The 22,932-nt window shown below is 60.2% G+C and carries 20 protein-coding genes; 7 read left to right on the forward strand and 13 right to left on the reverse strand.

All coding sequences use genetic code 11. From position 1 onward, the window contains the following. Positions 1-23 precede the first annotated feature (23 nt). A complete protein-coding gene (locus tag FHT82_RS24845) occupies positions 24-953 on the forward strand; it encodes a rhodanese-related sulfurtransferase (RefSeq protein ID WP_183735352.1) in 930 nt (309 codons plus the stop codon). Between the two features lie 9 nt (positions 954-962). Here FHT82_RS24845 and FHT82_RS24850 read toward each other — a convergent pair whose 3' ends face one another. After that, positions 963-3,167 (reverse strand): EAL domain-containing protein, encoded by a 2,205-nt coding sequence (locus FHT82_RS24850; protein WP_183735354.1) that lies wholly within the window; start codon positions 3,165-3,167, stop codon positions 963-965. Between the two features lie 181 nt (positions 3,168-3,348). Between FHT82_RS24850 and FHT82_RS24855 the strand changes: the two genes are divergently transcribed. After that, entirely contained in the window at positions 3,349-3,819 is a 471-nt protein-coding gene (locus tag FHT82_RS24855; RefSeq protein WP_183735355.1) for a MarR family winged helix-turn-helix transcriptional regulator, read from the forward strand. Further along, on the forward strand, positions 3,816-4,280 hold the full coding sequence (locus FHT82_RS24860; protein WP_183735357.1) for a hypothetical protein: 465 nt from the start codon (positions 3,816-3,818) through the stop codon (positions 4,278-4,280). The genes FHT82_RS24855 and FHT82_RS24860 overlap by 4 nt, the downstream gene beginning before the upstream one ends. Before the next feature lie 40 nt (positions 4,281-4,320). Here FHT82_RS24860 and FHT82_RS24865 read toward each other — a convergent pair whose 3' ends face one another. After that, positions 4,321-5,694, reverse strand: a complete 1,374-nt coding sequence (locus FHT82_RS24865) for a GH1 family beta-glucosidase (RefSeq protein ID WP_183735359.1) — start codon at positions 5,692-5,694, stop codon at positions 4,321-4,323. Positions 5,695-5,935: 241 nt separating this feature from the next. On the opposite strand from FHT82_RS24865, the gene FHT82_RS24870 reads away from it, so the two are divergent. Beyond that, a complete protein-coding gene (locus FHT82_RS24870) occupies positions 5,936-6,343 on the forward strand; it encodes a DoxX family protein (RefSeq protein WP_183735360.1) in 408 nt (135 codons plus the stop codon). Between the two features lie 75 nt (positions 6,344-6,418). Here the strand turns inward: FHT82_RS24870 and FHT82_RS24875 are convergent, their stop codons facing one another. The 5 genes from FHT82_RS24875 to FHT82_RS24895 all read right to left on the reverse strand — a co-directional run bounded on the left by FHT82_RS24875 (position 6,419) and on the right by FHT82_RS24895 (position 12,580). Next, complete coding sequence (locus tag FHT82_RS24875; RefSeq protein WP_183735361.1) at positions 6,419-7,606, reverse strand: Gfo/Idh/MocA family oxidoreductase; 1,188 nt, start codon at positions 7,604-7,606, stop codon at positions 6,419-6,421. A gap of 27 nt (positions 7,607-7,633) precedes the next feature. Beyond that, the gene (locus FHT82_RS24880) at positions 7,634-8,689 is read right to left on the reverse strand and encodes a sugar phosphate isomerase/epimerase (protein ID WP_183735362.1); all 1,056 of its coding nucleotides are present in this window, start codon (positions 8,687-8,689) and stop codon (positions 7,634-7,636) included. A 249-nt stretch (positions 8,690-8,938) separates the two neighbouring features. Next, positions 8,939-9,886 carry a substrate-binding domain-containing protein gene (locus FHT82_RS24885; RefSeq protein ID WP_183735364.1) on the reverse strand — a complete coding sequence of 316 codons (948 nt, stop codon included), beginning with the start codon at positions 9,884-9,886 and terminating at the stop codon, positions 8,939-8,941. An 87-nt stretch (positions 9,887-9,973) separates the two neighbouring features. Continuing rightward, positions 9,974-10,978 (reverse strand): ABC transporter permease, encoded by a 1,005-nt coding sequence (locus FHT82_RS24890; RefSeq protein ID WP_183735469.1) that lies wholly within the window; start codon positions 10,976-10,978, stop codon positions 9,974-9,976. 75 nt (positions 10,979-11,053) lie between these two features. After that, positions 11,054-12,580: a sugar ABC transporter ATP-binding protein gene (locus tag FHT82_RS24895; protein ID WP_183735366.1), complete on the reverse strand. Its 1,527-nt coding sequence runs from the start codon at positions 12,578-12,580 to the stop codon at positions 11,054-11,056. A gap of 166 nt (positions 12,581-12,746) precedes the next feature. Here FHT82_RS24895 and FHT82_RS24900 point away from each other — a divergent pair, with 166 nt between their 5' ends. Together FHT82_RS24900 and FHT82_RS24905 are read left to right on the forward strand one after the other, a co-directional pair. Next, positions 12,747-13,778, forward strand: a complete 1,032-nt coding sequence (locus tag FHT82_RS24900) for a LacI family DNA-binding transcriptional regulator (RefSeq protein WP_183735368.1) — start codon at positions 12,747-12,749, stop codon at positions 13,776-13,778. Between the two features lie 92 nt (positions 13,779-13,870). Further along, entirely contained in the window at positions 13,871-14,257 is a 387-nt protein-coding gene (locus FHT82_RS24905) for an ester cyclase (protein WP_183735369.1), read from the forward strand. Positions 14,258-14,279: 22 nt separating this feature from the next. Here the strand turns inward: FHT82_RS24905 and FHT82_RS24910 are convergent, their stop codons facing one another. The 6 genes from FHT82_RS24910 to FHT82_RS24935 all read right to left on the reverse strand — a co-directional run bounded on the left by FHT82_RS24910 (position 14,280) and on the right by FHT82_RS24935 (position 22,033). After that, complete coding sequence (locus FHT82_RS24910; RefSeq protein ID WP_183735370.1) at positions 14,280-14,900, reverse strand: class I SAM-dependent methyltransferase; 621 nt, start codon at positions 14,898-14,900, stop codon at positions 14,280-14,282. Between the two features lie 149 nt (positions 14,901-15,049). Beyond that, positions 15,050-16,360, reverse strand: a complete 1,311-nt coding sequence (gene xylA / locus FHT82_RS24915; protein ID WP_183735371.1) for a xylose isomerase — start codon at positions 16,358-16,360, stop codon at positions 15,050-15,052. A 178-nt stretch (positions 16,361-16,538) separates the two neighbouring features. Further along, the gene (gene xylB, locus FHT82_RS24920; protein WP_183735372.1) at positions 16,539-17,993 is read right to left on the reverse strand and encodes a xylulokinase; all 1,455 of its coding nucleotides are present in this window, start codon (positions 17,991-17,993) and stop codon (positions 16,539-16,541) included. Between the two features lie 21 nt (positions 17,994-18,014). Beyond that, the gene (locus FHT82_RS24925; protein ID WP_183735470.1) at positions 18,015-19,040 is read right to left on the reverse strand and encodes a LacI family DNA-binding transcriptional regulator; all 1,026 of its coding nucleotides are present in this window, start codon (positions 19,038-19,040) and stop codon (positions 18,015-18,017) included. Positions 19,041-19,199: 159 nt separating this feature from the next. Then, on the reverse strand, positions 19,200-20,801 hold the full coding sequence (locus tag FHT82_RS24930; RefSeq protein ID WP_183735373.1) for a DHA2 family efflux MFS transporter permease subunit: 1,602 nt from the start codon (positions 20,799-20,801) through the stop codon (positions 19,200-19,202). A gap of 23 nt (positions 20,802-20,824) precedes the next feature. Next, the gene (locus FHT82_RS24935) at positions 20,825-22,033 is read right to left on the reverse strand and encodes an HlyD family secretion protein (RefSeq protein WP_183735374.1); all 1,209 of its coding nucleotides are present in this window, start codon (positions 22,031-22,033) and stop codon (positions 20,825-20,827) included. Between the two features lie 151 nt (positions 22,034-22,184). Between FHT82_RS24935 and FHT82_RS24940 the strand changes: the two genes are divergently transcribed. After that, positions 22,185-22,865 carry a TetR/AcrR family transcriptional regulator gene (locus tag FHT82_RS24940; protein WP_183735375.1) on the forward strand — a complete coding sequence of 227 codons (681 nt, stop codon included), beginning with the start codon at positions 22,185-22,187 and terminating at the stop codon, positions 22,863-22,865. The last annotated feature ends 67 nt before the right edge of the window (positions 22,866-22,932 follow it).

Genomic DNA, 22,932 nt, shown 5'->3' on the forward strand with positions numbered 1-22,932 from the left:
GCATATTCTGTATTTCCACGCGCATGACCGACAATGCGACCCAAACAAGCCCCTTCCTCGTGGCAGCGCTCTATCATTTTGTATCCCTGCCGCGCTTCGAGAGCCTGCAGGCGCCGTTGCAGGCGCTCTGCGAGGAGAATGGCGTGAAGGGCACGCTTCTGCTTGCCCATGAGGGTATCAATGGCACGATTGCTGGACCGGACGCCGGCATTCATGCCGTCCTCTCTTTCCTGCGCGCCCAGCCGGAATTTGCTGCCTTGGAGCATAAGGAAAGCCGCGCTTCCAAAATGCCGTTCCTGCGCATGAAAACGAAGCTGAAGAAAGAAATCGTCACGATGGGTGTCGAGAACATCGATCCCAACAAGGTGGTCGGAACCTATGTCGATCCCAGCGACTGGAATGCGCTGATCTCGGATCCCGACACGATCGTCATCGACACTCGCAACGACTACGAGACGGCGATCGGCATCTTCCGCGGCGCGGTCGACCCGAAGACCAAGACTTTCCGCGAGTTTCCCGACTGGGTGCGCAACAATCCCGGCCTGCACAACAAGCCGAGGATCGCCATGTACTGCACCGGCGGCATCCGCTGCGAGAAGGCGACGGCTTTCATGAAGGAACAGGGCTTCGATGAGGTCTATCACCTCAAGGGCGGCATCCTGAAATATCTGGAAGAAGTGCCGCAGGAAGAAAGCCTGTGGGACGGCGCCTGCTTCGTTTTCGACGAGCGCGTTTCCGTCGAGCACGGCCTGAAGGAAGGCGAGCACAAACTTTGCCACGCCTGCCGCAACCCGATCACGGCAGAAGAGGTCACCTCGCCCTACTACGAGGAAGGCGTTTCCTGCAGCAATTGTTACCATACGCGCAGCGAAGAAGACCGCCTGCGCTATCGTCAACGCCAGCACCAGATCGCGCTCGCTAAGAAGCGCGGCCAGAAGCATATCGGCACGTAAGGCGGACTTTTAACGGGCAAGGCGGCGCTGCGGCTGAACCTCACGGCGTTCCTGCAACAGCTCGTTGATCTGGTCGGCAGCCATCGGCTTGCCGAAGAAATAGCCCTGCAGGCTGTCACAACCAAAGAGGCGAAGCGCGATCGCCTGCTCCTCCGTCTCGATGCCTTCGGCGGTGACGGGAATATCCAGCGCGCGAGCAAGTGCGACCGTCGCCTGCAGCATTTCCCGCTGCCGGCCGTTGCCGGTAATGTCAGTCACCAGCGAGCGGTCGATCTTGATGCGGTCGAAGCCGAACTGCCGCAGGTAGCCGATCGAAGAGAAGCCGGAGCCGAAGTCGTCGAGCGCCACCTTGACACCGAGCGACTTCAGTCGCTCGATCGACTGGCGCGTGCGCTGCGGATTCTGGATCATGTAGCCTTCGGTGATCTCCAGCGTGACGCGGCTCGCCTCGATCTCCGTCTGCTTCAGCACATAGCGAACATAATCGGTGAAGGCCGGATTACGGAACTGGCCCGGTGAAACGTTGACCGAGATCTTCAGCTCCGGCCACTGTTTTGCCGTTTCGCAGGCCTTGCGCAGCACGAATAGCCCGAGGGATTCGATGAGGCCGCTGGTCTCTGCGATCGGAATGAAAACCTCAGGCGAAACCGGACCGTGGCCAGGCCGATTCCAGCGTACCAGTGCCTCCACGCCATTCATCTCATGCGTCGCGGCGTCGACGAGCGGCTGATAGGCAAGCGTGAGATCGCCGCTTTCGATCGCCATACGCAGATCGAGCTCCAGCGCATTGCGCTGCGCGCGATCGGTATCCATGGCCGGATCGTAGAGCGTCATGCGGGCGCGGCCGGCTTCTTTTGCCTTGTACATGGCGAGATCGGCGCGGCGCACCAGTTCTTCGCGATCGATCGAGCCGAGCGGCGACATGGCGATGCCGATGCTGGCGCCGACCACGACGATCCGCCGACCGACCTCCAGGGGTTCGGCGAGGAAATCGAGGATCTGCTCCGCAAGCTGCAATGCGGCGGCATTTTCCGCATCCGAAAGGAAAGCGATTGCGAACTCGTCGCCGCCAATGCGCGCGAGCAAGGCATCGTCAGGGATCAGCACGTCCAGTCCTGCCGCAACAGCGCGGATCAGCTGGTCGCCGGTGCCGTGGCCATAGCTGTCGTTGACTTCCTTGAACCCGTCGAGATCGAGATAGAGCAGCAGGACGTTCCGTTTCGTCTGCCGTGCTTCCGCGACGAAACTGTCCACCGCAAGGCTCAAGCCATCGCGGTTGGAAAGACCACTCAGGCGATCGCGAAGCGCTTCTTCACGCGCACTGTTTTCCTCCGCCTTCAGGCGCCGCCCGGCCAGCCAGCCGATGATGAGCAGAACGACGAAGAACAGGCCGACAAGACCAAGCGCCTGGATGACCATGGGCCGGACCTGCGCATAGCCGATATCGCCGGGCGAACGCGACACCCAGACAAGCTTGGCAAGAACCGCGCGAGCGGGGTCTGCGATCTCGACGGAATAGGCCGAAACAGAATCCGCAGGCACGAGCCGCAACCCGTTCAGCACATAAGTGGTGCCGAGAGCAGATACTTTGGCATCATCGAGATGCCGGGCGAAAATCAGATAGCGATGCTGACCGGCAGGCGCGTCCAACGCACCGGACTTCTCGCGCACAAGCGCGATGCCGACAGCCGCGATACCCTTTTCGGTCCTGATGAAGCCGGTCGCTTCCGGCTTGTCGTTGGCGTCAGGTGCACGAACCTTATCCAAAAGCAGCCAGAGGGACGGGGTAAAGAAATCGCTGACCGGCTTCTGCATGGGCAGGCCGTCCTGATAGGCGATGACGGTCTTCTTCTCGTCATCGATGACGATAGCCATGTCGAAGAGAGAGCTGTTGACGGACATCTCACCGTAATTGCTGATCGTCCATACCATGCCATCCGGCTTGTAGACATTGGCAGCCGCGTCATCCCAGGCGGCATAATCGTCGAGCGTGGCGGCAAGCTGATCTTCGAAGGTCTTGAGTGCACCGATCGTGGTTTCGCGCGAACGCTCTTCGTCGAGCACATTGGCATTTTCGGAAACGCGTTCCAGCGCCGTCAGCACCATGACGGTGACAACGGCGACAATGACCGCAAAGGAAAAAAGCACGCCGGTCACCGTGGTATGGCGGCCCAAACCCGATCCGTTGCTTCTAGACCTCAAGACTGGCGGCAATTCATACAACTCCCCGTTCAAGAAATCTTCGCAGGCAACGGTCAAGAAACGCTTAAAATCATGAGAACAATCGAGAATCCGGCTCAGGATTTACTTGAATATCGCACGCCACAGCACATTGACAACCAGTTTCCAATAATGGTAACTAGTTTCCATAACTCGATATGGAGAGCCGAAAACTTTGAAGCGCACGATCGAAGCAGACCTGCTGACGGACATTATGCTGATGGTCTTTCGCATCAATGGACGACTATTGGATGGCGGCGATCGGCTCGGTGCACCGCTGAACCTCACCAGCGCTCGCTGGCAGGTGCTTGGTGCGATCACGCTGTCTTCCGGAAACGTCACCGTCCCGGTCATCGCCGAGATGATGGGCATGACGCGACAGGGCGCCCAGAAACAGGTGAACAAGCTGGAAGAGGACGACTTCATCGAAAAACGAGCGAACCCGCGCCATCAGCGCTCGCCCTTTTATGGACTGACGCCACAAGGCGCGGAAAGCTATGCACGGATAACCGACTTTCATACCGGCTGGGCCAACAGACTTGCCGATGGGCTGGATGCATCGGATCTCCGCACCGCGCTCAGTCTCCTGAACGGTTTCGACCAACGGCTGGCGCTCGACGCCACGGAAAGCAAGGAGCAGACATGAAGACGATCATTCATGCCGGCGCGGGCACTCTGGCCATGATCCTGATTGCGGGATTTCTGACCGCAACGCTGATCTCCGAACTGCTTCTGAACGAGGCGGCCGTCCTTATGGTCAAAAAAGCGATCCTTGCCGGCGTCTGTCTGCTGATCCCGGCGATGGCAATCACCGGCGGCAGCGGCTTTTCGCTGGCGCTCGGCCGTCATTCGCCGGCTATCGACAGAAAGCGCAAACGGATGAAGATCATTGCCGCCAACGGGCTACTCATATTACTGCCCTTGGCAATCCTGCTCTATCTGCGAGCAGCTGCAGGTCTGTTCGATAGCTTTTTCTACACCATGCAGGCGTTGGAAGTGCTGGCCGGATCGACGCAGCTTGCGCTGCTTGCCGGGAACTTCCGTGACGGGCGGAAGATGACGCGAGGCAAACGCCTCGCTGCGGTAAAAACGCTACGCGCGATTTGAAACGGCGGGGCACCCATTCCCCGCTGGAAATCTGTCGATCTCAGACGACCTTGTGGTTGCCCTTTGGGAATTGGCTCGCCAATTCGCGATACCACTTGCCGCTCTTCTTGACCGTACGAACCTGCGTTTCGTAATCGACGTGAACGAGGCCGAAGCGCATGCGATAACCTTCCGCCCATTCGAAATTGTCCATCAGACTCCAGGCGAAGTAGCCGCGCATCGGATAACCGTCCTTGATCAGATCGGCGACGACATTGAGATGGTCGCTGACATAGTCGAGGCGCATCACATCATCGACCTCGCCATTGACGACGCCGGTATTGTCGCAGGCGCCGTTCTCGGTGATGTAGCACTCCGGCAGGTCGTAACGGCGATAGAGGTCCTCGACGAGCAGCTTGAGGCCTGGCGAATAGACCTCCCAGCCGATATCCGTCTTCACGTCGCTTGCCGGAGGTGCTTCCACAGTCCAGGGGAAGTCACCCCCGCGGCTCGCATCGTCGGCGACGCGATCCGGCTTATAGTAGTTGAGACCCCACCAATCGAGCTTCTGATTGATGATCTTGAGATCGCCATCTTCGATGACGGGCATGCGGTCGCCGAGCGCTTCGACGAATTCCTTTGGATATTCGCCCTTGAAGACCGGATCGAAGAAGGCGCCGTTGTGGAACTGATGCGCGCGCTCACCGGCAGCGAGATCGGTAGCACTGTCAGACCCCGGAATGATCGAGGAGGCGTTGAGCACCAGGCCGACCGGCACGCCAGACGCCTCCGAACGGATCGCCTCGACGCCAAGGCCGTGCGCGAGGTTCATGTAGTGCATGGCGTGCAGGGCGGCCTGCATGTTGCGCTCGCCCGGCGCGTGAATGCCATAGAGATGGCTGAGCCAGACGATGCACCACGGCTCGTTGAAGGTCGCTACGCTGTCGAGGCGGTCGCCAAGGCGGCTCATGACAGTCTTTGCATAGCGCTGATAGGCATAAGCGGTCGAACGCGCCGTCCAGCCGCCGTCACCGGCGAGCAGCAGCGGCAGATCCCAGTGGTAGAGCGTCGCGAAAGTCTTGATGCCGCGTGCCTTGCAGCCATCGACGAGACGATCGTAGAAATCGAGGCCGGCTTCGTTCACCGGGCCTGCGCCATCGGGGATGATGCGCGGCCAGGCGATCGAGAAGCGATAGGCATCGACGCCCATATCCTTGATGAGATCGAGGTCCTGCTCCAACCGGTTATAGTGGTCGCAGGCGACATCACCGTTATCGCGATTATAGACGCGGCCGGGCATGTTGCAGAAGGCGTCCCAGATGGACGGCTTGCGGCCATCGGCCTTGCTGGCGCCCTCGATCTGGAAGGCAGCGGTGGCAACACCGAAAGTGAAATCACCGGGAAAGCGGTCGGCAAGCTTTTTCGGATCGATCATCTCTAAATCCCATCTCTCAGTTGTGGACTGACCGTTTGCGCGGGGTTTAACCAAGCCCGCGCCCAAAGTACAGGCCGGCAGCACGAAAAACTGCAACGTTACAGGAAGAAAGACGACAGAACAGCAAGGCTGTCACAAGCCACTCTTCCGGGTCTCATAACGCCAATGTCAGCAGTCGTGATTTGCCGTCGCAACCCTGATCCTTACACGGAAAAGGGCATCGCAATATGAAAGGAAACGAATGCTCTCCTCGATCCATCTGCTGCAGCCGCATCTCCTGAGCCTGCTGCGCATCGTCTCGTCCCTCGTGCTTTTCAGCTACGGAACGCAGAAGATCCTGCTTTTCCCGGCTGCGGCAAGCGTGCCGCCCGTCGGCTCGCTGTCCTGGATTGCCGGCCTCATCGAACTCACGCTCGGCTTTCTGGTGCTGATCGGTTTCCAGACCCGCATCGCAGCCTTCGTGCTTTCGGGCCTCATGGCCTTTGCCTATTTCATCGGCCACGCATCGAAGAGCTTCTTCCCCGCGCAGAACGGCGGTGTCGCGGCGATCCTGTTCTGCTTCGTCTTCCTCTACCTGGTCGCCGCTGGCGCCGGCCCCTTCAGCGTCGATAACCTGCTGAAACGCGGCCGCACCACCGTCGCCGCCTGATCACCGAAAAAAGAAAAAAGCCGGGACGATATCGAACCGCCCCGGCTTTTTGACACGTGCTTGATAGCGTAGAACTCAGACCTTGACCCAGGCACCGTTGCGCTTCGAAGAGGCGACGCAGGCCTCGACGAAAGCGACACCCTTCACGCCGTCGTCGACGGTCGGGTAGACCACGGCCTTATCGACAGCCTTGCCCTTCTTGTGAGCGTTGATGGCGTGCGCGGCTTCCGTATAGATCGTCGCGAAGGCTTCGAGATAGCCTTCCGGGTGACCCGAGGGAACGCGGGAAACGCGGGCAGCGGCAGCGCCGGAACCGGCACCGTTGCGAGTGATCAGCCGCTTGGATTCGCCGAACGGCGTATACCAGAGATAGTTGGGATCGGCCTGAACCCATTCGAAACCACCCTTGGTGCCGTAAACGCGCACCTTGAGGCCGTTCTCGTGGCCGGGCGCCACCTGACTGCACCAGAGCATGCCCTTGGCCGGCTTTTCCGAACCCTTGGCCTTGAAGCGCAGCATCACATGGGCGTTGTCATCGAGACGGCGGCCCGGCACGAAGCTGTCGAGGTCTGCAGCAAGGCTGTCGAGTTCGAGGCCGGTGATGAACGAGGCCAGGTTATAGGCATGTGTACCGATATCGCCAGTTGAGCCGCCGACGCCGGACTGGGCCGGGTCGGTGCGCCATGCAGCCTGCTTCTGGCCAGACTGCTCGATTGCTTCCGTCAGCCAGTCCTGCGGATACTCGGCCTGGACGATCCGGATATCACCGAGTTCGCCATTGGCAATCATCTCGCGCGCCTGACGCACCATCGGGTAGCCGGTATAGTTATGCGTCAGGATGAACAGCGCGCCGCTCTCGTCGGCAACCTTCTTCAGCTTCTTGGCGTCGGCAAGGTTTGAGGTCAGCGGCTTGTCGCAGATGACATGGATGCCGCGGCGCAGGAATTCCTTGGCCGCGTCATAATGCACATGGTTCGGCGTGACGATGGAAACGGCTTCGATGCCGTTCTTCAACTTGGCCTCGCGGATCGCCATTTCCCGGTAGCTGGAATAGGTGCGCGACGGATCGAGACCGAGATCGCGACCGGACTGAACAGCCTTTTCTGGTGTCGACGACAGCGCGCCGGCGATCAGATCATACTGATCGTCGATACGTGCGGCGATGCGGTGAACGGCGCCGATGAAGGCCCCTGCCCCGCCACCAACCATGCCTAGCCGGATGCGCGGCTCGCGGGTCTGTTCGGATGATGCTTCGATTGCCATGATATTCTCCTCGAAATCCCGATCCGCTTACGACAAACCCAGCATGCGCCGGTTGGCAGCCTGATCGGTGCCGCCGGCCGCGAAGTCGTCGAAGGCCTTCTCGGTCACGCGGATGATATGCGCCTTGACGAATTCGGCCCCTTCACGCGCGCCATCTTCCGGATGCTTCAGCGCGCATTCCCATTCGACTACGGCCCAGCCGTCGAAGTTGTTGGCGGTCATCTTGGAGAAGACTGCGCCGAAATCGACCTGGCCGTCGCCCAGCGAACGGAAGCGGCCGGCGCGTTCGACCCAGCCCTGATAACCGCCGTAGACGCCCTGGCGTCCGGTCGGGTTGAACTCCGCATCCTTGACGTGGAACATCTTGATGCGGTCTTTGTAGATGTCGATATTGTCGAGATAGTCGAGGCACTGCAGAACGTAGTGCGACGGATCGTAGAGCATATTGGCGCGCGGATGGTTGCCGACGCGCTCCAGGAACATCTCGTAGGTGATGCCGTCGTGCAGGTCTTCGCCCGGATGGATTTCGTAGCAGACGTCGACGCCGTTTTCGTCGGCATGATCGAGGATCGGCTTCCAGCGACGGGCAAGCTCGTCGAAGGCGGTCTCGACGAGACCGGCAGGACGCTGCGGCCACGGATAGATGAAGGGCCAGGCGAGCGCACCGGAGAAGGTCGCATGCGCCTTCAGGCCGAGGTTCTTGGAAGCGGTCAGCGCATACTTGACCTGCTGCACGGCCCATTCCTGGCGCGCCTTCGGATTGCCGCGCACTTCGGGTGCGGCAAAACCATCGAAGGCTTCGTCATAGGCCGGATGAACGGCAACGAGCTGGCCCTGCAGGTGGGTGGAAAGCTCGGTGACCTCGACACCGTTTTCACGCGCCTTGCCCGCGAATTCATCGCAGTAATCCTTTGACGTCGCCGCCTTCTTGAGGTCGATGAGCTGGCTTGCCCAGGTCGGAACCTGCACGCCCTTGTAGCCGGTGTCGGCCGCCCATTTGGTGATCGCGTCCCAGGAATTGAAAGGCGCGGTATCGCCCGCGAACTGCCCGAGGAACAGGCCGGGTCCCTTGATCGTCTTCATGTCAGTTTCCTCCCTGAATATCGATCGTAAACGTTTTCGATAAATCTTAGTGCGCCGTCCGGTAAAGAAACGGCGCCTCCCCGCCAATGCGAAGGATTTAGCGGGGTAGCCGAAAATCAACGCGGTCTGGACCTAATCACGCTCGCCGCGGAACGGCAAGAGGTACGTGCCGCATTTTGGCTGCAACTTGTCTGAAGGCACGAAAAATGCGCCCATCCTCTCGAATGGGCGCATGCGTGAAAGCAGCAATCAGAACGGAGAATCCGGGAAGTAGAAGTTCTTGGCATTCTCCTTGGTGACGAGCGTTGCGTCGAGGATGTAGTTGCCGTGAACCGGAACCTGATCGTAGAGCGCAGCAGCCGTCAGTTCCATGGCCGTGCCGACCATTGCCGGCGGGTAGAGAACGTCGACAGGGATCAGCTTGTCACCATCCATGACCTTCTTGACCATGTCCTTGGAGCCGGCGCCGGCAACGACATACTGGATGTCGGTGCGCTTGGCCTGCTCGATGGCCTGGAGAACGCCAACGGCCATGTCGTCATCCTGGCACCATACGGCGTCGATCTTCGGATACTTCGTCAGATAGTCCTGCATGACCTTGAAGGCATCGTCGCGGTTCCAGTTGCCATACTGGCGATCGAGAACCTTTACCTTGGAGCCGGCGATACCCTTGTCGAAACCGTCCTGGCGCTGCTGATCGATCGGGATCGGCAGACCGCGGATGACGACGACCTCAGCTTCCGGAGTCTTTTCGGCAATGTACTTGCCGGCGACTTCGCCGAGCGCCGGGTTGTTGCCGGCAACGTAGAGGTCACGCACGGAATTGTCGTTGTTCGATGGCGCGCGGTCGACGAGCGCAACGAACTTGCCCTTGCCCTTGACTTCCTTGATGGCGTTGACGAGCGGATCCGGATCCGACGGCAGGATGACGAGAGCGTCGATGCCCTGTGTGTCGAGGTCCTGCACGGCATTTGCCTGCGTTGCGGCATCCGGCGAGGTTTTGACGATGACATTGAGGCCCGGATGTTCGGCCATCAGCTTCTTGGCAACGCGTTCTGCATGGAACACGACACCCGATGTCCAGCCGTGGTCGGCAGCCGGAATGGACACGCCGATCGTGTAATTCTTGTCCTGGGCGTAGGCTGCGCCGGCAAAAGCCACCCCCGCAACAGCCAGACCCAACATGAGCTTGCGCATGCTATTTCCTCCCAAAAATATCAGGGACTTGTCCAATCCGAACCGGGTGCCCTGGATAGCCCGGCCAATCCGAGAAGCAGGCTTGTCTTACGATTTGCGGACCAGCGACCGCTGCACCAGCATGGCGATGATGATGATCGCGCCCTGGATCGCACCGATGAGATATTCGCTGATGAAGTTCGAAAGCAGCATGATGTTGCCGACGAGCTCGAGAATGAAGGCGCCGCAGATCGTGCCCCAGACACGGCCCGCACCACCCTTCAATGCCGTGCCGCCGACGACGACGGCCGTAATCGCCTGCAGCTCCCACAAGATGCCTGTTGTTGCCGAGGTCGAACCGAGGCGCGGCACATAGAGCAACACGGCAATCGCCACGCAGAGACCCTGGATGACGAAGGCAATCGTCCGCACGCGGTTGACCGCGATGCCTGAATAGCGGGCAACGTCGCTGTTCGAGCCGACAGCCACGACATGGCGGCCGTAACGCGTGCGGTAGAGAATGAAGGCCGCAACGGCAGTGACGGCAAGGATGACGGCGATCGGCACCGGAATGCCGAGGATATTGCCGAAATAGGCCGGACGATAGAGCGTCTGAATATCTGCCGAGCGCAGCGTGATCGCTCCACCCTGCGACAGCCATGTCGTCAGGCCGCGATAAATGCCCATCGTACCGAGCGTCGCGATAAAGGGTTCGATCTTGCCGATCGTCGTGATGAGGCCGTTTGCGAGACCGCAGAGCGCACCGGCAATCACGGCGAAGACGACAGCTGCCGTCAGCATCAGTGTCGGATCGGCGATGACGCCGGAATTGATGAGCAGGATCATCAAGCTCGCGACGAAAGCCACCATGGAGCCAACGGAAAGATCGAGGTCGCCGGCGGAGATCACGAAGGTTGCGCCGACGGCGATGATCGCAATGAAGGCGCAGCGGGTCGCGACATTTGTAAGGTTGGTGATGCCGATGAAATTCGGATTGACCAGCGCGCCCACGATGAGGAGCAGAGCCAGTGCGGCAAAGGGCGCAACCGCGCGCAGATCGACATCACGCCAGGATCTGCGCCGAATTTCCCTGGTCTCCTCGTTAACACTCATATCCAAAACCAACCTCCCGTCCCATGACTGCTGGGCATCTTGTTTATCGCGCGGTGCGCCCGTGCCCTGCCGGCGTCAGGCCGCCGCCTGACGCTTCAGTCCTGCGGCGTAACGCATGATTTCCTGTTCGGAAATTTCGTCCCCTTCCAGGATGCCGACGATCCGGCCTTCGCGCATGACGGCAACGCGCGTGCAGAGACCGATAATCTCGGGCATTTCCGAGGAAACGACGATGATCGACCGCCCGTCGCGGGCGAGCGCCGAGATGAAATGATAGATCTGCTGCTTGGTACCGACATCGATGCCACGCGTTGGCTCGTCGATGATGATGATCTGCGGTTCGGTCTCCATGACCTTGGCGAGAAGCAGCTTCTGCTGGTTGCCACCCGACATGCGGCCGGCAATGATATTGCCGTCACGCACGCGGATGTCGAAGCGCCGCTTAGCCTTGGCAAGTGCGGCCGCCTCGCTGCTCGGGCTCAGATAACCATGGCTGACATGCCGCTCGAGCGACTGCAGGGTCAGGTTGGCGATCATGCCCGAGCCGAGCAGAAGCCCCTTCGACTTGCGATCCTTGGTCATATAGGCGAGGCCGGCGCGATTAGCCGCGCGCGCATCGCCCGAAGACACGCTTTCGCCGTGGATGACGACCTCGCCCGACAGACGCGAGCGCAGGCCGACGATCGCTTCCATCAATTCCGTGCGGCCGGAGCCGATCAAGCCTGAGAAACCGATGACTTCGCCCTTGCGCACGTCGAAGCTCGCATCCTGCACGTAGCCAGTCGAAACCGCGCTGACGCGAAGAACCACTTCCTCGTCCACATTGGGCTCGACCTTAGCGGGATAGAGGCTGGAAAGCTCACGGCCGACCATCAACTGCGCGATGGATTCCCCATCAAGCATGGAGGTCGGCGCCGTCTTGACCCACTGGCCGTCACGCAGCACCGTGACCTTGTCGGTCAGCTCCATGACCTCGTCGAGCTTGTGGGACACGAAGACGAAGCTTGTGCCCTGCTCGCGCAGCTTGCGCACCTGCTTGAAGAGCATATTGGTTTCTTCCCGCGACAACACGGCCGTCGGCTCGTCCATAAAGACAACACGGGCATCACGGCTGATCGCCTTGGCGATCTCGACCATCTGCTTGTCGGCGATCGAGAGCGAGCTGATCATCGCATTCTCGTCGACATGCGAACCGAGCACATCCAGCACCCGGCGAGTCTCCGCGCGCATATATCTGCGATCGAGCACACCGAAATGCGTAACTTCGCGGCCGAGAAACAGGCTCTCGGTCACGGTCAGATGTTCGGCGAGATTGAATTCCTGATGGATGATGACGATCCCGAGCGCTTCGGCCGCGCCGTTCGGCGGCAGCACCACAGGCTTGCCGTCGAGCACGATTTCGCCCGACGTCGGCTGCTCGAAGCCGGAGAGAATCTTGACCAGGGTGGATTTGCCGGCGCCGTTTTCACCCATCAGCGCATGGATTTCACCAGCGCGAAGATCGAAATTGACGCTGAAAAGAACCTGCACGCCGCTGAAAGACTTGCAAATGCGCCTGGCGGACAACACCACCGGTGCAGCTTCTGCGGTATCCACGGTCATGATTTCCTCCTGCGGCTCCCATCCGCTTATGTTGGGCATATGTAAACCTTTACATCGCGCATGTAAAGGTTTACATGGTGGATTTACACAGATCTGTTGTGCGGTGCCTTTGACCTCCCGGCAAGTCTGTGTAGTGTGCGGCGAAGACAGCCCAAGGCGGAGCCCCGTGTCGAATTCCACGCCCGCAACAATCGAAGACGTCGCCCGGATCGCCGAGGTTTCCATCGCGACGGTTTCGCGGGCAATCCACATGCCCGAAAAGGTGGCCAATTCGACGCGACTGAAGGTCAACCAGGCAATCGCCATCACCGGTTATACGACCAATGCCATGGCGCGCAGCCTGCGGCTCGGCCGTTCCAACATGATCCTTGTGGTGGCGCCCGATATCGGCGACCCCAACTTTTCCAACATCCTGATCGGCTTGGAGAATGAGGCTCGCGCCCATGGCTACGGCATCCTCATCGGCCATACGCAGAACGATGCGCAGCGCGGCCTCGAATATCTGAAGTTTTTCAGTTCCAACCAGGCGGCGGGACTCATCCTTTTCACCGGCATCCTGCCCTTCGGCCACCAGACTGTGACGGCGCAACTGCCGCCGAGCGTCGGCGTATTCGAACCCGTCTTCAATGGTGGCATCCCCTATGTCGGCGTTGACGACATCGAGGGCGCCAGGAAAGCCGTCGACCTGCTCCTGGCCGAAGGGCACCGCAAGATCGCCTTTATCGGCGATTCCCGCACCCGGCTGGCCTACAGCCGCCGCCGGCAAGGCTATGACGCCGGTCTCGACGCCGCCGGTGTGCCGAAAGACACGCGTATCGTGTTGGAGGGCGACGGCACGATCGAGAGCGGCCGCCATGCCGTGGAGCAGCTCTTCATGCGCGATACGCTGCCCACCGCCTTCATGTGCGTCAACGACCAGACGGCGATCGGCGTCATGATCGGCCTCAACGCCCGCGGCTACAATATCCCGCAGGACTTTTCCGTCACCGGCTTCGACGACGTGCCGCAAGCCGTCTTCATGAGCCCGTCGCTGACGACCATTCGCCAGCCGCGAACGGCAATCGGCAAACAGGCGATGGCGCTGCTCCTCGAACTCCTCTCCAACAGCCATCCGGCCGAAACGGAAATTTTGCTGCGGCCGGACCTTGTTGTGCGCAACTCTGTCTCAGCACCGCCGCGTAACTGGCAGAAGCGGTAGGCTCGAAGCCACTGTCAATGATCTGCTGTTGCCCGAACTCAATGCTGTCCTAATTTGGCGACGGACTCCTTTGTGAAGACGAGGCAACCGAGATGACGCAAGATCTGCTGACCGACAGGTACCGGGGTTACATTGCCTGCCTGAACGGACAGGATTGGGATAACCTGGGAAACTTCGTCCACGAGCATGTTCGGTATAACGGCGAGCATGTTGGACTGTCCGGCTATCGCGAGATGCTCGAAGGCGATTTTCGCGCCATCCCCGATCTCTTCTTCGACATTCAGCTGCTGATCTGCGAGCCGCCGCGTGTGGCAAGCCGTTTGCAGTTCAACTGCACGCCTAAGGGCGAGATGTTCGGTCTTCCTGTCAACGGCAGGAGAGTGCAGTTTGCCGAAAACGTCTTCTACGAGTTCCTGGACGGAAAGATCGAAAACGTCTGGTCGGTCATAGACAAGGCCGCGATCGAATTACAACTTTGAAACCCTCAGGCTTCCTCTGCGATCATGCAATCCGCCTGAACGTGCTGAATTGAAATCTCTGCACGCTGTCCCAAGGTGTCGAATGATCGTGGCGGCGGCTGTCGATCAGCTCGAAACCTGCTCCCAGCAGTTCCAGCAGACTGTCCGAACTATGGCGCGCAACTGGCAGACCGCTGCACTTTTCCGGCCCATCGAGGGCGAAAGTTCCCATAATCAGAGAGCCGCCGATCTTCAGCGCGCGTTTCAGTCGCTCGATGTAGGCCGCTTGTTCAGCCGCATCGGTCAGAAAATGGAAGGCTGCGCGATCGTGCCAGATATCATAGGTCTGCGCCGGCTCCCAAAGAGTGGCGTCGCCGGCAATCCATGTCACCTCGTCAGCCTTGACGCCGAGACGCTTTTGCGCCGTATCGAGCGCAGCCGCCGAGAGATCGAGCACAGTCACATCGACGAACCCTTCGGCAAGAAGGCTGTCAACGAGCCTTGAAGCTCCACCGCCGACATCGACGATAGCGTCGGATCGTTTTGCCTTAACGAAGTGAATCAGCTCGAGAGAAGGCGCCGGGCTTTCCTGAAACCAGCTGACATCAGCCTCGCCTTTGGTCGAATAGACGTTTTCCCAATGCAGTTTGCGATCGTCCGTCATGAAGCGCTCCAAGCGTTTTCTCCATCGCCGCTGATGGCATGCCAGATTTCCATATACCCGACCAGTACAGCCAGCCAACGTTCGCCTTCGCAAATGAAAAAGCCGGGAAGCTCTCGCTCCCCGGCTTTTCAAATAATCGAAACCGCCGATCAAACGTAGCGGTTGACGATATTTTCCAGCAGTTCCTGCTTGCCGGACTTCGGCTGCGGGTTGACGTCCTTGCTCTCGACCCACTGCGTGATCTCTTCCAGCGAATATTCGCCGCGGAAGAGCTTCTGGCCTTCGGCCGAATTCCAGCCGGCATAGCGGTCTGCGAGCGGCTGCGACAGAGCCTTGTCTTCGAGCATCTTGGCAGCAGCCTTCAGGCCGCGGGCGCAGCAATCCATGCCGCCGATATGACCGATCAGCAGGTCTGCCGGATCGAGCGACTGACGGCGCAGCTTCGAATCGAAGTTGGTACCACCCGTCTTGAAGCCGCCGCCCGCCAGGACGTAATAATAAGCCAGAGCCATTTCCGGAACGTTGTTCGGGAACTGGTCGGTATCCCAGCCGGACTGGTAGTCGTTGCGGTTCATGTCGATCGAGCCGAAAATGCCGAGCGCATTTGCGAGCGCCAGCTCATGTTCGAAGGAATGGCCGGCGAGGATGGCGTGGCCCTGCTCGATGTTGAGCTTCACTTCGTTTTCGAGGCCGTGCTTCCTAAGGAAGCCATAGACGGTCGCGACGTCGTAGTCGTACTGGTGCTTGGTCGGCTCCTGTGGCTTCGGCTCGATGAGGATCGTGCCCTTGAAGCCGATCTTGTGCTTGTACTCGACAACGAGGTTGAGGAAGCGACCGAGCTGGTCGAGTTCGCGGCCGATATCGGTATTGAGCAGCGTTTCATAACCTTCGCGGCCGCCCCACAGAACGTAGTTTTCGCCGCCGAGCTTCTGCGTGGCGTCGATGCAGGTCTTCACCGTTGCAGCGGCAAATGCAAAGACGTCCGGATCCGGGTTGGTCGCAGCACCCGACATATAGCGGCGGTTGGAGAAAAGGTTCGCCGTGCCCCAGAGCAGCTTGGTGCCGGTGGCCGCCTGCTTCTCGGCGAAGTAGTCGACGATCTCGTTCAGATTCCTCGTGTTTTCGGCAAAATTCTTGCCTTCCGGACGTACGTCGGCGTCATGGAAGCAGTAATAGGGCGCGCCGAGCAGTGAGAAGAATTCGAAAGCGACGTCAGCCTTCAGCTTTGCGGCCTTCATCGTGTCTTCGAACCACGGACGCAGGAAGGTCTGACCGCCGAAGGGGTCGCCGCCCGGCCAGGTGAAGGTGTGCCAGTAGGCGACGGCAAAGCGCAGATGGTCTTCCATGCGCTTGCCGAGAACGATTTCATCCGGCTGGTAGTGGCGGAAGGCCAGCGGGTTGGTGCTGTCAGGGCCTTCGTACTTCACTTTCTGGATGTCGCCGAAAAATCCGGTGCTCATTGGGGTTCTCCTTGGGTTTGTCGTTCAGTCTTATCGTTAGTGTCGTGCGGCCCCTCATCCGACCCTTCGGGCCACCTTCTCCCCGAGGGGAGACGGGCATGAGGCAGCGCCGCCAGTCTCTTCTCGCCAGCGGGGAAAAGGTGCCGGCAGCCGGATGAGGGGCTGCCGGCTGCAGTTCTCAATGCACCAGCGACTTGATCGCCGGATAGGTCGCGCGATAACGCTTGTAGGCATCTTCATAGGCGCCGCTCAGTGCCGAAACCGGCTCGATCGTGCCGGCCGTCACCGGCGGTGTGCAGACAGCAACCGGATCGGCGCTCGTTGCCGCAATCAGGCCGAGACGGGCAGCACCGAAGGCGGCGCCGAAATCGCCGTCTGCCGGCAGGTCGACGGGAACGCCGAGCGCAGTCGCGATCGAGGCCAGCCAATAGCGCGAGCGCGAACCGCCGCCGATCGCCGTGACGCGGGAAATATCCGTGCCGGCCGAACGCAGGGCTTCCAGATTGTCGCGGATCGCGAAGGACACGCCCTCCAGCACGGCCTGGGTCAGCACTGCGCGGCTGCTTTCATGCTCAAGGCCGATGAAGGCGCCACGGATGACCGCATCGTTATGCGGCGTGCGCTCGCCTGAGAGGTAAGGCAGGAAGGTCACGCCGGTCGGCGCCTTCAGGCTTTCGCCGAGTTCGCCGGTGAGATCAGCAGCCGACTTGCCGGTGACCGAAGAATGCCAGTTCAGCGCATCGGTGGCCGACAGGATAACACCCATCTGGTGCCAGGTATTCGGCAGCGCGTGGCAGAAGGCATGAACGGCGCTTTCCGGCTTCGGCAGGTAGGCGGCGTTGGCGGCGAAGAGAACGCCTGACGTGCCGAGCGATACGAAAGCGGCGCCATCGCTGACCGTGCCCATGCCGCAGGCCGAAGCCGCGTTGTCGCCAGCGCCACCGGCAACCACGACATCGCCTGAAATGCCCCAGGCCGAGGCGAGCTCGGCGCGCAGCTTGCCGCCCTGCTCCGTGCCTTCGATCAGCTTCGGCATCTGCTTTTCATCGAGATTGGTCGCGGCCAGCAGTTCGGACGACCAGGCGCGCTTGCCGGTATCGAGCCAGGACGTGCCGGCCGAGTCGGACATTTCCGAGATGTGCTCGCCGGTCAACCAGAGGCGTAGATAATCCTTCGGCAGCAGAACCTTGGCGACCTTGGCGAAGATCTCTGGCTCGTTTTTGGCGACCCAGGCAAGCTTCGGTGCGGTGAAGCCCGGAAAAACGATATTGCCGGTCAGCTTGCGGAAGCGCGGATCGGCATCGAGCGCGGCCGCCTCGACATAGGAACGCGTGTCGTTCCAGAGAATGCAGGGGCGCAGCACCTTGTCGGAGGCGTCGAGCAGCGTCGCACCGTGCATCTGGCCGGAGAGGCCGATGCCCTTCACTGCGGCAAGCTCCTTCGGGTGTTTGGCCTTGAGGCCGGCGACAGCCTCTTCCGTAGCGCGTACCCAATGAGCCGGTTCCTGTTCGGACCAGCCGGAATGCGGGCGCGAGACGTCGAGCGAACCATTGGCGGAACCGATGATCTTCTGATCGCCGTCGATCAGCATCGCCTTGACGCCCGAAGTTCCGAGATCGAGACCCAGATACATGTGGTATTTCTCCCTTTGCCGTTACGGCAGATTGTCTTTCAGGAATATGTCGAGGCGGATGCGCTCCTGCGCATCGATGACCGCAAGCCCGTCTGCCTTCGCCTTGAGAACACGGATCGCGCTGCGAACCTCGTGGCCGGCATCCTGATTGAGGATTGCGTCGATAGTGCCATCGAGAAGAGCTGCGCGCGTATGCGCCGTCAATTCATGGGCAATCACCGTCAGCGACCTGTCTGCCGCCTTTTCCTTTAGTGCCCGGATAAGGCCACGATTACCGGCGCCGAGGCTGTAGATGCCGATAATGCCATCATTCTTGCCGAGCGCATCGGCAATCAACATATGGGCGACTTCAGGATCGTCCCGACCTTCGAGCACCGGCAGCAGATGCAGCGCCGGAAATTCCTGCGCCATGACAGATGCAAAGCCCTCCAGGCGTTCGCGATGGTCGCGTACCAACATGGAGCCGGCCAGAATGACGATCTCGCCCCTGGCGCCGCCGAGGAAGCGTCCAAGCAGACGCGCAGCGGTGCGCCCCGCGGCGATGTTGTCGACGCCGGCATAATGATGACGCAGCGATCCCGTCAGATCGGAAACGAGAGTGACGACCGGAATGCCGTCATGCACCAGCCGGTCCACGGCAGCACGCACATCGGGCGCATCCGTGGCGACAAGCGCGACACCTGAGGGCTTTTCGGCAGCGAGCGTTTCCAGCTCGCGCACCAGCGCCTGCGGATCGAAGGCGGGCACTTCGACGATGCGGATATCCGTACGCTCAGCGGCCGAACGCGCAATCGCCGCGCGGATTTCGGCATTCAGGCCATGCATGAAGGAGTTGTCGCTGGCGGGCAGGATGAAGGTCAGCGGATAGACGCGGCCCTTGGCAAGGTTTGCAGCCGCCACGTCGCGCACATAGCCGAGATCGCGGATGGCTGTCTCCACCTTCTCCCGCGTCACATGGCGCACGCCTGGCCGCTGGTTCAGAACCCGGTCCACGGTCGCAAGACTGACACCCGCCGCAGCGGCGATATCATGAACGGTTGGCCTCATCATTCCTCCTGACGAGACCATTAGCGCCAATTTTGATGTACGTAAATCAAAAAATACGTGAGCTGGAAAACACCCGCGCTGAAGGAGCAGAGAAACCGCTCATATTTAAAAGCAAAAAGGCCCTCCGAAGAGGGCCTTTCTCGCAATGGCGGCCGGAGGTCAGTGGCCGCCACCGCCTCCCCCGCCGCCTTGCGGCGCGGGTTTCTTGATCATGACGACACCAAGGATCATCGCCAGGAAAAGCACCGTCAGCATCAGGAAGATGTCGCTGAAGGAAAGGATCATCGCCTGTTTGGTGGCCAAGCCAACCATCTGCTTGACCGCGACATTGGCTCCATCCAGACCCCAATTGTTGAAATTGGCGGTCATGTTGTTCATCTGGTCGATCGCGGCCGTATTGCCCCAATGGACGTTTTCGCGCAGCCGCTCGTAATGCACGTCTTGGCGGGTGGTGAGCACGGTATTGATGACAGCAAGACCGACGGCGCCGCCGAGGTTACGCGTCAGGTTGAAAAGACCGGATGCGCCGCGGATACGCGCCGGCGGCAGCGTGCCGAGCGCGATGTTGTTGATCGGCACCATGCACATCATCAGGCCGAAGCCGCGCAGGATCTGTGGGATGAAGAGCTCGTAGAAGTCCCAGTCCTGCGTCAGATGCGTCATGATATAGGTACCCGCCGCAAAGCTCACGAAGCCGATCGCCATCATCAAACGCAGATCGATCTTGGTCGACAGCCGGCCGGCAATCGGCGCGGTGAAGAACATCGCAAGGCCCGACACGAACATCGTCTCGCCGATCATCTGCGAATCGTAGCCACGGATACGGCCGAGATAGACCGGATAGATATAGGTGAGCCCATAAAGGCCGATGCCCATGACGAAGGAGAACACCGAGCCGAAGGAAAAATTTCGGTTCGAGAAGGCCGTCAGGTCGACGACCGGGAATTCCACCGTGAAGGCGCGGTAGAAGAAGACGACACAAGCGACAGTCGACGCGACGGCGCCTGCAACGATGTAGCTGTCGTTGAACCAGTCGTTCGAATTGCCCTCTTCCAGCACATATTCCAGCGAGCCGAGAAAGATGCCCATGGCAAACAGCCCGTACCAGTCGAACTTCTTGAAGAGCGACAGTTCCGGCTTGTCGAAATCGATGAAGTTCCAGGTGACGATCGTGACGATGATACCGGGCACGATGTTGACCAGGAACAGCCAGTGCCAGGAGAAGGCATGGCTCAGATAACCGCCGACTGTCGGGCCGATGGTCGGCGCAAGCGTGGCGATGAGACCGATGATCGGCGAGACGATCGAACGCTTCGACGGCGGGAAGATCGTGAAGGCGGCCGCGAAGACTGAGGGGATCATGCCGCCGCCGATGAAGCCCTGAATGGCACGGTAGACGATCATCTGGTCGATGTTCGTCGCCGTTGCGGCCAGGGCGCTCGCCATGGTGAAACCGGCAGCCGAGATTGCGAAGAGGTAACGCGTCGAGATGATACGCGCCAGCGTGCCCGACAGCGGGATCATGATGACTTCGGCGATCAGATAGGCCGTTTGCACCCAGCCAATCTCGTCCGTACCGGCAGAAAGTCCTGCCTGGATCTCCGCAAGCGAGGCGGAGACAATCTGGATGTCGAGGATCGACATGAACATGCCAAGCACCATCGCGAAGAAAGCGATGAGCCTTTTAGGATCCATGCGATCGGCGGCATGCGCGGGCGCTGCCGGGATCGAACCTGCCGTTGCTGTCGCACTCCCGGCCATGGGACCACCTCTGCCCTAAGGGCTTACTTCACCGGCGCCGTGCGGGTATCGACGTCGACGACGACGCTGAGACCGGCGCGCAGGCGGCCGCTGTCAAGCGCATCCTGCGGCAGGGCGATACGAACCGGCACGCGCTGGATGATCTTGGTGAAATTACCCGTCGCGTTTTCCGGCGGCAGCATGGAGAAGACCGAACCGGAAGCCGGCGAGATCGATTCGACGGTGCCGACGACAGGGTAATCGCTGTAGGCGTCGACATGGACGTTCACCTTGGAGCCGGGAACCAGATGCTGGATCTGCGTTTCCTTAAAGTTGGCGTCGATATAGAGCTGACGGGTCGGCACGAGCGCCATCAGCCGCTGGCCGGGCGAAACGAGATCGCCCTCCTGAACCGAACGGTTGCCGACGATGCCGTCATAAGGTGCCTTCAGCACGGTGAAGGAGAGGTCGCGGGCGGCTTTGTCGCGCTGGATTTCCAACGTGCGGACAGAACCTTCGGCTTCCTTGCGCTGAGCTTCGAGGATGGCAATGTTGGCCTGTGCAGCAACGATATTGGCATCGCCGCCTGCGAGGTTAGCCTTAGCCTGATCGAGCGCCGTATTGGCGTCGTCGAGGTCTGCCGTGGTACCGACCGACTTCGCCTGCAGATCACTCTGGCGCTTCTGCTTGATTTCCGCACCGCGCACCGTGGCTTCGAGGGCGGTCTTCTGAGCCTGCGCCTGCACGAGACTGGCCTTCGCGCCTTCGATCTGTGCATCGATGCGGCTCAACGAAAGCTGCTCCGTCACGATCTGGGCATTCGCCTGGTCGAGGGCGTTCTGGTAGTCGCCGTTATCAAGGGTAGCGAGAACGTCGCCTGCCTTGACTTCCTGATTGGCAACAACATTCACCTTCGCGACGTAGCCGGTAACCTTCGGCGAGATCGTCGCGATATCACCCTCGATATAGGCGTCGTCGGTCGACACGAGGAATCGGCCGTGGGTCCACCAGTCGTAGCCGTACCAGCCGGCACCGCCGAGCAGCGCCAGCACGACGACGGGCAGTACAAAGCTGCGGCGCTTCTTTGGAGCAGCCGGTGCAGGTGCGACAGCAGGCGCGGACTGCGCGGGAGCCGTCTGCGGCGCCTCGGCCTTCGGGGCTTCGGCGGGAGCTGCGATTTCCGCTTTCACCTCTTCGGCGCCGGCATTTTCGCTGACGATGCGCGCGACGTTGCTTTTCTGGTTGGTCGACATTAACGGCTACCGATCTGGAGTAAAATAATCGAACTGAACGGTTCGGTTCAGTTGACATAAAGGGTTTTTGACATCATATCAAGATGCATAGAACCAATCGGTTCGATTTCTCTGAAAGAAAACACGAATTCGCCAAGACGGTTAAGGAGACATGACACTGAAGCCCGAGGACACCGCCGTATTCAGCCCACCCAATCCGGGGGGCCGCTTTGCTGCGGGTGAGGATCCCGCCAAGCGCCAGCAGATCCTTGATGGTGCCCGGCGCGTGTTCATGAAGATGGGCTTCGACGCGGCCAGCATGAACGATGTGACCCGCGAGGCCGGCGTTTCCAAGGGAACGCTCTATGTCTACTTCGCCAATAAGGAAGAACTCTTCCACGCCATGGTCGAAACCGAGCGCGCCGCCTTCGTCGCGGCCGTTCGCACGGTCCTCGCGGAACACGACGATGTCGAGGCCGGCCTGTACGAATTCGGGATGACCTTCGTCACCCACATGACCGGAGACAAGGTCATCGATGCGATGCGTACCGTACTCGGCGTACGCGAGCGCATGCCCCTTCTCTGTCAGCGCTTCTTCAAGGGGCCGCAGAACCTGCGCACCATCATGCACGACTTCCTGGAGAAGCATGTTCGGGCAGGCACCCTGAAGATCGACGATATCGATCTCGCCGCCGGGCAGTTTCTCGACCTTGCAAGCGGTAGCTTCTTCAAGCTGCGCCTCTTCGGCAATATGGAAGGACCGCCGCCGCGCAACGAGATCGAACGCGTCATCCGCGGCGCGATCTATGTCTTCATGGCAGCCTACGGCGTTCGCAAACACGAACCTGCCTGATCCGTTTCTCCACCTCGATTGGTTTTCCGCCGGATTTGCGCAATAGCGATCAAATCCTGCTGCCGCA

Source organism: Rhizobium sp. BK275 (assembly GCF_014193555.1).
Lineage (GTDB): Bacteria > Pseudomonadota > Alphaproteobacteria > Rhizobiales > Rhizobiaceae > Rhizobium.